The 13324-nt window shown below is 34.4% G+C and carries 10 protein-coding genes and 2 tRNA genes; 4 read left to right on the top strand and 8 right to left on the bottom strand.

All coding sequences use genetic code 11. From position 1 onward, the window contains the following. The first annotated feature begins 311 nt into the window (after positions 1 to 311). The gene (locus GOQ24_RS06610; protein ID WP_160339350.1) at positions 312 to 1523 is read left to right on the top strand and encodes a hypothetical protein; all 1212 of its coding nucleotides are present in this window, start codon (positions 312 to 314) and stop codon (positions 1521 to 1523) included. 31 nt (positions 1524 to 1554) lie between these two features. On the opposite strand, the gene GOQ24_RS06605 is transcribed toward GOQ24_RS06610, so the two are convergent. From GOQ24_RS06605 to rbfA, 8 genes are all read right to left on the bottom strand, one after another. After that, positions 1555 to 2649, bottom strand: a complete 1095-nt coding sequence (locus GOQ24_RS06605; protein WP_160339349.1) for a tetratricopeptide repeat protein — start codon at positions 2647 to 2649, stop codon at positions 1555 to 1557. Between the two features lie 48 nt (positions 2650 to 2697). Further along, the gene (locus GOQ24_RS06600; protein WP_155090962.1) at positions 2698 to 3771 is read right to left on the bottom strand and encodes a hypothetical protein; all 1074 of its coding nucleotides are present in this window, start codon (positions 3769 to 3771) and stop codon (positions 2698 to 2700) included. A gap of 161 nt (positions 3772 to 3932) precedes the next feature. After that, complete coding sequence (locus tag GOQ24_RS06595) at positions 3933 to 4997, bottom strand: hypothetical protein (RefSeq protein WP_160339348.1); 1065 nt, start codon at positions 4995 to 4997, stop codon at positions 3933 to 3935. Between the two features lie 3 nt (positions 4998 to 5000). After that, positions 5001 to 6077: a hypothetical protein gene (locus tag GOQ24_RS06590; protein ID WP_160339347.1), complete on the bottom strand. Its 1077-nt coding sequence runs from the start codon at positions 6075 to 6077 to the stop codon at positions 5001 to 5003. Positions 6078 to 6083: 6 nt separating this feature from the next. After that, the gene (locus tag GOQ24_RS06585) at positions 6084 to 7865 is read right to left on the bottom strand and encodes an HSP90 family protein (RefSeq protein ID WP_155090964.1); all 1782 of its coding nucleotides are present in this window, start codon (positions 7863 to 7865) and stop codon (positions 6084 to 6086) included. After that, positions 7865 to 10393 carry a tetratricopeptide repeat protein gene (locus GOQ24_RS06580; protein ID WP_160339346.1) on the bottom strand — a complete coding sequence of 843 codons (2529 nt, stop codon included), beginning with the start codon at positions 10391 to 10393 and terminating at the stop codon, positions 7865 to 7867. The genes GOQ24_RS06585 and GOQ24_RS06580 overlap by 1 nt, the downstream gene beginning before the upstream one ends. A 327-nt stretch (positions 10394 to 10720) precedes the next feature. Then, on the bottom strand, positions 10721 to 11932 hold the full coding sequence (locus GOQ24_RS06575; RefSeq protein ID WP_155090966.1) for an ABC transporter permease: 1212 nt from the start codon (positions 11930 to 11932) through the stop codon (positions 10721 to 10723). Continuing rightward, positions 11933 to 12325 (bottom strand): 30S ribosome-binding factor RbfA, encoded by a 393-nt coding sequence (rbfA, locus tag GOQ24_RS06570; protein ID WP_155090967.1) that lies wholly within the window; start codon positions 12323 to 12325, stop codon positions 11933 to 11935. It lies immediately after the preceding gene. 66 nt (positions 12326 to 12391) lie between these two features. On the opposite strand from rbfA, the gene mce reads away from it, so the two are divergent. The 3 genes from mce to GOQ24_RS06555 all read left to right on the top strand — a co-directional run bounded on the left by mce (position 12392) and on the right by GOQ24_RS06555 (position 13038). Beyond that, on the top strand, positions 12392 to 12793 hold the full coding sequence (gene mce / locus GOQ24_RS06565; RefSeq protein ID WP_155090968.1) for a methylmalonyl-CoA epimerase: 402 nt from the start codon (positions 12392 to 12394) through the stop codon (positions 12791 to 12793). 71 nt (positions 12794 to 12864) lie between these two features. Next, a tRNA-Ile gene (locus tag GOQ24_RS06560) sits at positions 12865 to 12938 on the top strand. A gap of 26 nt (positions 12939 to 12964) precedes the next feature. Continuing rightward, positions 12965 to 13038 (top strand) — tRNA-Ile (locus GOQ24_RS06555). The last annotated feature ends 286 nt before the right edge of the window (positions 13039 to 13324 follow it).

Below are 13324 nucleotides of genomic sequence, written 5' to 3'. Positions count from 1 at the left end.
TAATTATACTCAAATACTCTATCTATGCAAATTTATGCCCCTCTTATAAAACATTTGTTAACTAAAAGGACATTTGTCTTAAAACAAAAGCAATTTCACCTTTTTAAAGCTGGATAATTTCAGAAATTCCACATACTCTTTTCACAAATAAAAAAGAGCAGAAATAAGCTTTCTCTCTCTAATTGTCAACTGATAAATACCAGACTTAATCACTGATAATTTCTACGGCTTTTAAATAGTTCTTCCAATATTTTTTCATTATTTTGTGCTTCCCATTTTCTATGTAAAACAAGCTTTTTCAATACGCAACAATGATCGCAAAAATTCAACTCAAACTTAATAATGATGTTCTTCTGACTGTTATCAAAATGATAAAACAAACAGACGACTATGTCGTTGAGAATGTTACAGATGCACTTCTTATAAGTGTAAAAGAAGACCTAATAACTAAGTTAGAGGACAAGGCAAAAAATATTCAGAAGCAAGTTTCGATACTGGATCACAACAAAAAACATTCATTAGTTTTAAAGTATCACGAAGCCTACTCTCTATATAAATTAGTAGAATCAGTAGAAGAAAAAGGAATCTTTAACGATAGTCCACACATAAAAAAAATAAAAAAGCTCATCAATGAGCTTCATAGTAAGGTCGACATCTTTGCCAAAGAAGATGATTTTAATGAAGAGGAAGAAGAAACTATAGATTTACATATCAATAGCCACCAACAAGCGAAAAATGTAATATTCCCAGAGTTATTTACTTTTAATGATGTTGTGACTAATACTGAGGAAAACTCTCAAAAGAAATTCAAACCTACAAAAGAAAAAACATCATCAGATTTAGCTACTGAAATAACAGATATACAAGAAGATTGTGAACCCGACCAAGATAGAAGCTCAGATCATTTCTTACCAGAAATTGATATACAATCCAATGTAATACAGTTTAGACTCGATGGCTCTTATGATGAAATTACTCCAACAAGAGAAGTAGAACACAGCAATAGTGAGGATGATGTTGTTACTAAAGAAGAAGACATAAAAGTTGATGTTGATCAAACGATTGTCAATACAGTTGAAGAAACAACGATTGTTTCAATTAATAATGATAACAGCAATCATACTGATCCAAAATCGATTGCGTATCAAGAGTCGTTAGACGATGACAACAATCTTATTTTAGAACTCACTGTCGATTCAGATACAAATAGTTGCACGAATAAGGAATCTATTTCTAAAAGTGAATTAGATCCATTCTCTGCCTATTTTGACATTCAAAAGAAAGGATTGAGTAATGAGAAACGAGATGATTTAAAGACAGCTGTTGAAATACCAACAATAAATTTGCAGCAGGAGGTAAATCAATCAGACGAGAGCGAATTAAATCTGCAGATTGAAGTCTTTAACACATCACAAGACAGTCTAAATGATAGTGAAGGTGAAAACACAACAAAACCCGAAAGAAAAAAGAAAGAAAAAAAGAACAACTCTACTTCTTCTGAAGGACAGATAAGCTTATTTTAAAATAGAAAAAAGAGGATATATCCTCTTTTTTCTATTCTACATATTTATTAACTAAAAGACGTTCAAACTCATCCCTTTGCCAACTGTTTTCGTTTCTTATATCAAATTTATCTGCCAGTTCGAATGCTTTATTTTTGTAAAACTCATGTAAAACAGCGAAGTCGTAATTGTCATCTTCACGGTACACTGAGAGTCTTGGAGATAAACTTAACTTACCTTTACCGCCATCTCTAAAGATCACTGCAGCAAACTTGCTAAAGTAAAACAGTGAGAAATCTTCTATTTCTTCACCCCATGAGCTTAACTCTTCATAAAGTTCAAGATACCCTTCTTTACCATAAATATAAAGGAGGTACATATACATGGCTTTGGTAGTTGTTATACTATTTGTTTTATACAAACCATCGTGATCATACAGCTCTATACCCTTTTCTAAGTATTCTAATGCATTCTCATGATCATTTATTTTAGAATAGTAAAAAGCAATCTCTAAATACGCACAAAATGCCGTGATATTGTGTTTATCTCTAACAAAGAAGAACTCTCTTATCTCAGACAAAGCTTCGTCTATACGATCTAATGCTAATAGGTTCCCTATTTTAATCTCCTTTTCCCATACAATATTACTTCCGCCACTCAGAGAGTCAATTACTTCGCCTTTACCTAATTCCAAAAACTCTAAAGACTTTTCAAAGTCCTTAGTTCTAATATAAAATAAAACAAGTAAATGATAATATGACCTTAAACTAAAACTAGCCTTAATGAGTTTATTTTTATAATCCTCTGCTATATCGAGCATTTGTTGTTTACTAATTGAGGCATTTGCCGTACAGGAAGTAAACATCATATTGTAAAACCACAAGAAATCCTCGTCGTCGAAATAACCAGGGTTAGCATCATACACCTCTAACAACCACGAAAAAGCAGGAAAACTCTCTTGACATTCAAAAAGATCTGCTTCCTCATTCATCAATCGCAATCGCAAATCAAATCCCCAATCAATATCTTGATGAGCATCTGCTATCTGAATAGCTTGCTTTAAGATTTTAATCCCTGCTCGAATATCATCTACCTGTTTTCGCTGTAATAAGAGTTTCTGAATCTCTAAATTGTGATTTATCCCCATAGCTTAAAAAAATTGTATTTCTTTTATATCGTTATCGTATAGTAATACTTAATTACTTTCAAAAAGTCGAACTGTTTCATTGACGAAATTACAGTTGCCATTTCGCTCATCAAATTGTTTTGCATACCCTATTGTTCGCTCTTTAAAGATACTTAACATTTCAGACAAATCATAAATCCCATCCTCTTTATAATAAGGTAAATAAGTTGGAAAATTAAAACTTCTTATCCCCCCGTCTTTAAGTAAACAAATAGCGTATTTCAAGAAAAAGAAACTGTAAAAATCATCTGCCTCATGCTCCCAGATACATACTTGTTCAAAATGTTCCCAACACGATTCATGACCGTATTGATGCAATAAATACATATACAATATCTTCGCTCTTATGTAGGTAATACAATCATGAGCATTAAACTCAGGTAAATTAGCCTTAGCTAACTCAAAGTATTTATCCTTTCTATCGTCATTTATTCTATAAAATTCAAAAGCAAATACACAATACGCTTCAAAAGCTGTATTAATATACGAAAAGCGATTATTAAATAAATCCTGAGCAACGATTAAGGCAGCATCATAATCTTCTAACCCCAAATAGTTATATGCTTCAAGAGATAGTTCAAATGGCATATTATCCGAAAGGTCATCTAAAGGCGACTCTTTTATGAGGTCTATCACCTCGCGTGCTTCAACAAATTTTCTAAGTTGCTGAAGCCCTAAAGCTTTCAAATGATGATAACTCCTTAAGCTAAAACCATTCCTTACTAATCTCTTTTTAAAATCCTCAGTAATATGCTCAAGAACCTCTTTTGAAAGACTTGCTATACCGTATGAAGTAGCTGCTAACCACTTATACTCTCCCATGATCTCTTTTTCATCAAAAGGACTATCGCTTTGGTCTACCTTTTCTAAAATCCAGACAAAAGCAGGATAACTCAATTTTGAACTTGGCGTAAAATTCTCTGTGTTAATCAATAACAATCTCGTCTCAAATCCCCAAACTGAATCATTGTGCTTATCTGCGATGCCAATTGCAGTATTCAGTAATTTTAATCTATCCTTTGGATTGGGTAGATCTTGACTTTCTAATAAAAGTTTGTGTATCTCTAAAATATAATTTCCCATTCAACTATACCTAATAATAGCTAAAGCAACATATTGTTTTTCTTATCGAAAAAACAAATTTAAATACTGCTTTTAAATATACGAAAGTACTTTACTAATGCCGTACTTCTCCAAAATTTCAATACAAAAAAACGAAAAGATAAATCTTTTCGTTTTTTTCTTTATTGTAATATTTCATCAACTTCTTTGCGGTAAACACCTTTTAAGTCATTGCGTTGATCAAACTGATCTGCATAGTTATAAGCTATTTGCTTAAAATGAGTGTACAAATCGAACAAGTCATATGTACCGTCACTGCGATAATATGGCAACTGAGATGATAGAGTCAATGCTTGAGTTCCACCATCTTTCAACATTGAAGCCATATATTTAGAGAAATTATACACGTGAATATCTTCTGCTCCAATCTGCCATTCACAAACGCGACTAAAGAACTCCCAAGTATCAGGATGCTTCTTTTCGTACATATAGCATATCAATTGAGACATAGAGTACCCAACTGAACTGTCATAAGAATCATGAGCGTAATATTCTTCTAATGCCTTATCAAAATACAATTCAGCTCTTTCATCTCCAATCTTATTCAACTTATAAGCAAAGTGACAAAATGTTTGAAAAGGCATTGAATAACAAGTTAATTTCTTACTGATTAAGTCTTTAGCCTTCACCAATGATTCTTCTACCCTGCCCGTATCCATAAGTACCTCTACTTTTGTATCTAACTCACAAGCTGGGCAATTAGTCATATCATCTATTACCTCCCCATCTGCTAAGTCAATATACTCTTGTGCTTTCGCATAATCTCTCAAATGTAAATAATAGCCCGTCATTACATTGTAGTAAGCTCGTAAGCTATATCCATTCTTGACTAATCTACTCTTTAAATCTTCTCCTATCTGCATGATCTGTTCTGTAGAAATAGATGCATTTCGGTAAGCAGAACAAAACATCCATTTATACTCCCACAAGAAATCAGACTCATCAAAATAATCAGCATTGGTATCACTTGCATTTAAAATCCATGCAAAAGCAGGGAAACTCTCCTCGCATTTTGATGTATTTCTTTCTTTGCGAATAAGGTCTAAACGCAAATCAAAACCCCAATCAATATCATTGTGCTGATCCGCCAATTGTATCGCTTCTTTTAACGCTACAACCTTATCGCTAAACTTTTCCATTTGTTCTACTTTAAGTAGAATCTTTTGTATTTCTAAGTTGTAATTCATTACTTATATTTTATAATCGCGCTCTAATAGCAACTCTTTATACTCATTTGTAGCAAAGTCACTACCATTGCGTTGATCAAATTTTTCCCCAAGATCTTTAGCTATTGCTTCATAGTATGTCGAAACATGCTTCAAGTCATAAATATCACTCGACTGATAAAAAGCTAACTTAGATGACAAAGCCAACCTCTGCTCTCCCCCATCATAGAACATCACAGCTACGTGTCTACTGAGCATAAACAATAAATCATCTTCTGCACCGATTTCCCACTCAGCAATCTTTTCATACATTGTCAAATAATATGAATCTCCTAACAAAAACATAGCATAAGTATATCTAACCATACTATACAACATAGAGCTATTGACCTCTCTTAGTTTCTCATATGACTCCTTAGCTTTATTCAAATAAACTATCGCACGTTCATCCTTTGCACGAGCCATCGTATAAGCCATCGCACAATAAGTTTCAAAGGGCAGTGCAAAAGCGGATAGCTTCTTTATTTCCATTTGATCCATAACAGCTACTGCTTCATCAAATCGCTGCATTAAACACAAATGCTCTATGCGATAATCATATTCGCTTGCTTCAGTATTCTCCTCATCGTATGGCTCTAACATCCCCTTGTTGATATAAGATTCGCTCATCTCATAATCTCCAAGATTATGCGCATACTCAGCCATCGTAAAATAATATCCTCGCTTTGATAAATTATTTCGATCTAATCTGCGATACAAGTCATCGCCTATTGTCATTACTTGCTCTTTACTCAAAGAAGAATTACTATAAGCTGAACAAAGCATCCATTGATATTCTAACATAAAATCAGCTTCATCAAACTGATCGGGATACTGATCACAAACGTTTAATATCCAGGCAAAGGCCGATATACTTTCACTACAAGAAGAAGTTGCTCTCTCCTCGTGAATGAGATCATATCTCAAATCGACTCCCCATTCTAAATCCTGGTGTTTATCCGCAATTTGAATGGCTTGCTTTATCAAAGCCATGCAATACTCTGCATCACTAAAATGCTCGTCAATAGCTAATAGTATTTTCTGTATTTCTAAACGATACACTAATCTCTAAAATTTAGGTAAAAAACTTGACATCCCTAAAATCATAAACTGATATAAAGCATCATTAAACGTATCCATTTCGCGCTTGTTAATAGTATAGCCACCTAACATCAAAGATTGTACATACAACACATTTATCAACGCTTCAAATAATTCCTTATCATCGATAACCATCACTTTTTCAATCAACTCATTCTGCTGGTTAAAACACAAAGTAGGAATCACTTCCTCCTGCTTTTTAAAGTGTTTCAACGTCGATGCAAAAGGATTTGAAGAAGTGGACAAACTCTGAATGTTTTTACTTGACAATGCATCTTCATTAGCAATGTAAATCGCTGTAGTGTCTTTTGGCTCAAAGCGCTTTACTTCAGCTTTACAATAGTGCTTTTTCAATATTGCATTAGCACGAGTCACAAACTCATCAATTGTATCGTCTTTAACTATAGCAGCTTCAAACTCTTGTAAGATATCATTGGGAGCAATCTTCTCAATGCTTAAATCTGGCCTTTGACGTTTAATCTTATCTATTAAATCCGTCTCATAACTATACGCTGCATTAATAACTAATTTTTTCTGTGAACCAGCAATACGGCGTATTTGTCTATAATCATCCAAAGAAGGAGTATAGTAAATATTCTTATACGATTCTTTGATTAACCCAAATGACATCATTCCCTGATTTGTTTCAAAAGGCAAGTAGTCTTCAAACAAATTCATAATTTCAGTATCTGAGGCTGCTAATGATTTAATGAACATATGGTGAATCGTAATAATCTGTTCCAACACTTCGATATTTGTTAACGAAAGTGTCTTTAGGTAATTCTTAAAGCAGTCGCTGAGTTCTTTCTTCGTTTCTTGTAGAACTGTATTATTCATTAAAGATTCACGAGATGCAGTAGGTTGCAATGCATTCGAGTTAATAATACAACGTACAAATGACGTCCACTCAGGAAGTAAATTAGTAGCTTGATCACATAAATACATTCGCTTCAAGAATATCTTGTGTTCTTTAGTAGCTGTTGTATTAACTTTATTCGGAATAATAAAAGCGACTCCTTGTAATTCCCCTGCCTCTGATTCTAACCTAAATACATCTAAAAATCGAGTCTTAAACACTTCCTTTCCATATGCCAATAGATCTTCTTTTGTACTTTCTGGATCTAACCAAACGGGATTACCATTTAAAAGTTGCTCTGTTTCTCCATTTTCAATGAGATTTACCGCAATAGGCAAAGCACTACCATAGAACAAGATATTCTCTTTTACGTCCTCTTTTCTAAACAGAGTTCTCCAAGATCTCTTTGCCTTTAGAATAACTTTTGTTCCTACCTCAGGCAGTAAATCTATTATCTCTACTTCATAAGTTCCATCTGCTCGACCAGTCCATCTAACAGATTCTTCCTTATAGAGTGAGCGTGTTTCCACAACGATTGCCTCACTTACAACCAAGCAAGACAACAATCCGATACCAAACTTTCCAATTAAATCCTTGTCAGCTAAATCACCTCTTTTGGAACTTTGACCAATAACTGATAAGAATTGATGAACATCATCTTGGGTCAACCCAATACCATTATCTTGAAAAGTCATTTGGTCACCGTCAAAAGTAACGTCTATTCTACCTTGAAAAGAAGAATCTATGCCCTTACGCATCGTAACGGCATCCATTCCATTTTGTAATAATTCTCTGATAAAAACCGTTGGAGAGCTATAAATATGCTCTGACAACAGTTCTATCATTCCTTTCATATTTACCTGAAACTGGTATTGTTTCTGATTCTCATCCATTATCTTCTGCGTTTACGTGGACCTCCTATAATTTTTTGTGCATCTTCATTTCCATTTTCAGCTGCCTTACTATACCACTCCATAGCCAAATCATCACTTTGTTCGACTCCTTCTCCTTTTAAATAGCAGTTTCCAAGTTCATATTGTGCATAGTCATTATCAGCCTCTGCTGCTTGAATTAAGTAACTCACGCCATACTCTTGATCTACCTCTGCTCCATCTCCTTTTACTAACATAATTCCAATATAACCAGCCGCATCCATATTTCCACGATCTGCTACTTGTTTAAGGTAATGAAATGCTTCAACTCTATCTTTATCAGTACCAATACCGAAATAATAGGCTTGACCTAATCGATAAATAGCTGAATCATATCCTCGTTCTGCTGCCATTTTATAGCAATTGAAAGCCATTTTCTCATCTTTCTCTGTACCAATACCAAATTGATAACAAATACCTAATCCTTCTGAGATATACCCTCTTTCTTCTGCAACTTTATAAAATTCGAAAGCAGGATCATAAGCTTCTCCTTCTTCATAACCATATAAGTAGTAATCTCCCATAGTTAACATTGCCAAAGGAGAACCATTGTCAACGGCAGCCATTAACCACTTCTTCCCTTCTGCAAGATTTACATCCATGCCATATCCATAAGTGTAATAACAACCTAATTTATACTGTGCATAGCCAATACCTGCTTCTGCCGCAGCTGTCATATATTCAATTGCTTTTTCTGGATTAGCTTCTTTTCCACATGTTCCTTCTTCATAAGCTAAAGCCATATCAACGTTCGAATCCATAAAGCCTAACTCTAAAGCCTTTTCAAACAGTTCAAATGCTTTTGCGTGATCTTCCTCTCCTCCAATACCATATCTATAGCAACGTCCCAAATGGTATACTGACTCTGCTACTGGATTATCTCCATCTGCTGCAATCGCATAATACTCTCTTGCTTTTTCTGGATAAGCTTCTCCTAAATAACCATCTTCATAAATCAATCCCAAACGCATTGCTGCATAAATGTATCCATTGTCTAACGCTTCTAAGTACAGTTTTTCTGCCTCTGCTGCATTTGCCTCAGTTCCCTCTCCGTTAGTTAACATCATCGCTAACTCTACGCGACAATAGTCTGATCCAAATTCTTCTACACCACGACGGTAATAAGCTAATGCTTTTTCTGGATAAGCTTCTCCTGTGTACCCGTAGCGGTTATAACGACCAGCCATTTCAATACCAGATAAATTACCGCGCTCTGCTGCTAACTCATATAAATACAATGCTTTCTCGTAATCAGATTCTTCTTCAAACTCGGCATTTTGATATCCAAGACCTAATCGATAAGGAGCATAGTCATTCCCTTTTTCCATTGCTAATTCTAACAATCTCTTTCCTTCTTCTACATTGCGCTCAACTTGATCGTAATCTAATAACACATAAGCTTTCTCTGCCAATGCTTTGACAAAGTCTTCTGATATAGCTCTATCTAAATAAGAGATACCCTTTTCAATATCTTTATAGTCATTGTGATATAAATACAACATTGCCAATTCTAATAAAGCCTCTGGTGAGTTGTATTTTGCAGCAAACTCAAGTTGTGGAATAGCTTTCTCAAAATCATTATCTCCTCCATTAACAGGATATAAGTAGTAATACCCTTGAATAAAACCAGCATAGATTACACCATAATCAAAAGCTGTTGCTAAATACTGACGACCTTGTTCTTCTGTTTGACCGTGTTCTGCAAAGCGACCATTCACAGTTAACAACCCCATTAAGTAGTTACAAAAAGGACTGTCATTAGCTATTCCTTCAGATAACGTATCCATCGCCTTCTTATCTTCACCCTCTCTTAGGTAATAATCAGCCAATACATACATCGCTTTTTTCTTGCCATTAATCAACTCATCATTCTTCTGAATCACTGCCCACATTTCCTCAGCCGACTCACTTGCTCTACTCTCTAAGTTCAACAAGAATATCTTAGACAAATCAGATCCTGTTTTATCGACAATCTCCTTAATCAGACGATACCCTTCTTCTTTATTTTCTTCATAACCGAAAAGTCCATAGTACTTACAGTTACCCATATATATTTGGCAATAGTCATCTCCCGCTGCAGTTCCTTTATCAAGCAATTCTTTACAGAACTCAGTATCCTTAAATCCATAACGACCTCTTTCAAACAGCTCATATTGGTATCCGTATGCACGAGCATACCCCTTATCTATAAATAATCGATTTAATTCCTTTACATCATCAAACCACAAAGCGTAATCTGCATCATTCAAACGCATTGCACTGTGAATACAATTTGACTCTTCAAATAACTGATCGTATAATCTAACGATTGTGTCGTTATCCTTACCGATCTGTTCTGCCAACATACACACTGCGTGTGCCTTATACCAAGTATGTGGGTCACTATAGTCATTCTTATTAATAAATTCTTCTGCATGTTCTGTCAACGACATTGAATCATTTGCAATCTGGCTCACGTAATTTAAGTACTCTACGTTAAATGTTCCCATAAACTTTTCTCTTTTTACAATACTATTTTTTAAAAATATTCCTTTCACAAATGTAGGCAAATGACATTGAATAAACTTATACGAAACAAGCAACATCGAAATAACACAACACTTTTATTTTGCGATAACTATCAAAAAAACTGTGAAATAGGTAAAATTTAATTAACTAATCTAATTGCTAAAAATACAAAAAATCCAAGACATGATTATCTAATTAAAAATAAGATAATTCGAACACAGCTAAAAAAAGTAAATAAAAACGCACTTTTGATAAAAAATGCCATAAAGAAAATAGAAAATAACTAAAGGTTAAAAGCTAACTCCTTGTTATTTTGGAATATTCAGATAATCTCGATTCACTCGAGCAGAAGCTATATAAGAAGCCACATATCCCAACACTGCGATTGATACAAAGACAATCAAAACATTCATCAAATCAAATTCGACAGGATACGCCAAACCTTCTCTGATAAGAATAAGAGAAAACTGCTCTTGCAACAAGACCAGTAAAGCGCCAAATAATATCCCAACTATACTACCAATTATAGTAATAATCAAACCTTGATACAAGAAAATACTCTTGAGATTTCTCTGTTCTACTCCAAGGTTAAACAACGTGCGAATATTCGGCTGTTTTTCTAAAATAATCATAATCAAGGCTCCTATCAAAGTAAACAAAGCCATAATAACAACTAAGACAAAAATAAGATAAACTACAAAGTTCTCTGTATTCAACATACGATAAAGACCGTCGTTTAATTGGATCTTATTTTTAACTACAACACTGTCTCCAAAAACTTGATTCACCAAAGCTAAACCTTGTTTCTCAGAAACACCTGCTGCTAATTTCAATTCTATATTGGTTATTTCCCCATGGGGAATACTCAAAACTTTTCGGACTTCATCAATCTCGGCAAAAATATATTTATCGTCGAGCTCCTCATTAGCTACATAGTAAACTCCAACAGGGTAAAAACCCTTTTTGACAAACCCCTCCTCAGGGCTTTCAATAACACCTTCTCCCGGTTTAATAGCTACCGCTTCGAAAGGATGTTCATTGTCGAACAATCCCAAAGTAAGCATACGAGCAATTCCTAATCCAACAACACATTCATTGGTGTCGTATTCAAACCAATTGCCATACTCTACTTTTTCGTCATAATCACTCACATAACTATAATCAGAGTCAACTCCCTTCACATAAGCAACAACCTGTTTTTCTTTAAAGGTAAACAGCAATCGATCTTCAATCACTCTACTTACCCCTTGAAACAATCCTGACTCCCAAAGCGTTTGAATTTGAGCATCTTCAGCCAAGAAACTCTTTCCTTTGGTTGAAAACACTTTTAGGTCCGGATCTAAGTCATTGACAAATGAAAGCGAAAAAGTACGCAACCCACTAAACACAGACAATACGACAAACATAGCGATAGCGCTCACTATTATACCTGCAGAAGCAATAGCAGTTATAACATTGATCGCTTTATTCTTACTTTTACTAAAAGCGTATCGCTTGGCTATGTAGTAGGAGAAATTCAATTACTTTTTCTTTCTTTTTACTAATAATTCTGGATTGCCGATTGGATTCTCATCGCCTTTTAGCGCTTTGTCGATTTGATCGATATACTCTAAACTATCGTCTATGTAAAAGTTCAAATCTGGCACTTTGCGCAATTGATGTCTTACTCGTTGAGCTAATTCATGCTTAATCAAAGGAGAGTTCGATTGAATTGCCTTTAACAACTCAGGTCCCTTCTCGGCAGGAAATATACTCAAATATACTTTAGCTATAGATAAATCACTTGTAATATTCACTTTAGAAACTGAGATTATCAAATTTGTAATCCCGTTCTTGCGCACTTCTCCTTGCAAAATATCTACGATATCATTTTGCAAAAGTGCTCCCATTTTTTTCTGTCTATTCGTTTCCATAGTGCAAAAATACAATTTTTTAAATAGCAATCTTTGTTATATTTGTATATCAACCAAATTAAAAGAATGAAAAAAATTGAACACATTGGAATTGCAGTCAAAGATCTGCAAGACTCCAATATACTTTTCTCGAAATTACTGAATACCATGCCTTACAAACAAGAGACTGTAGAAAGTGAAGGAGTGACTACTTCTTTTTTTCAAACAGGCCCAAATAAAATAGAGCTACTTGAAGCTACAAACCCAGACAGCCCTATAGCGAAATTCATTGAGAAAAAAGGAGAGGGAATACATCACATCGCTTTCGAAGTAGATAATATTGAAGAAGAAATTATTCGTCTAAAAGCCGAGGGGTTCACGGTTTTAAACGAAACTCCCAAAAAAGGTGCTGACAATAAGCTAGTTGCTTTTCTTCATCCTAAATCAAGCAATGGCGTCCTAATTGAACTCTGCCAAGAAATTAGATAATTTTAATCTTTTCACTTGCATAAACCAATAAAACGCAGTAATATTGCACCCGTTAAACATGTTTTGACACTGGTCTAATAGCTCAGTTGGTTAGAGCACCTGACTCATAATCAGGTGGTCCCTGGTTCGAGCCCAGGTTAGACCACAATTACAATCTTAGGTCACACGACCGGTCCTATAACTCAGCTGGTTAGAGTAGCTGACTCATAATCAGCAAGTCCCTGGTTCGAGCCCAGGTGGGACCACAAAAGAACCCCTCATTACCTTGGTAGTGAGGGGTTTATTTTTTTTAGGGGGTTGGTTAGGGGACTTTGATATTTCAATATTATTTAGATAAACTTTATCTAAAGACAATAAAAAAGGATATTTAATTCTCCTCCTCTTCCATTAGTTTTATAGAATAATTAATTACAATATCTAATAAAGAAAATAACTCTTCAAAATTTTCAAAAGTAGATCTATCTGTTATTTTCAATATATCTTCAGCAAATCTTTCTTTTTTATTACTCTTAATTTTAAAAATATTATGAC

Origin of the sequence: Myroides sp. LoEW2-1 (assembly GCF_009767705.1) — a bacterium.
In the GTDB taxonomy this organism is placed as follows: domain Bacteria; phylum Bacteroidota; class Bacteroidia; order Flavobacteriales; family Flavobacteriaceae; genus Flavobacterium; species Flavobacterium album_A.
The sequence above is the reverse complement of the archived record's forward strand: the minus strand, read 5'-3'. Positions and strand labels throughout refer to the sequence as shown.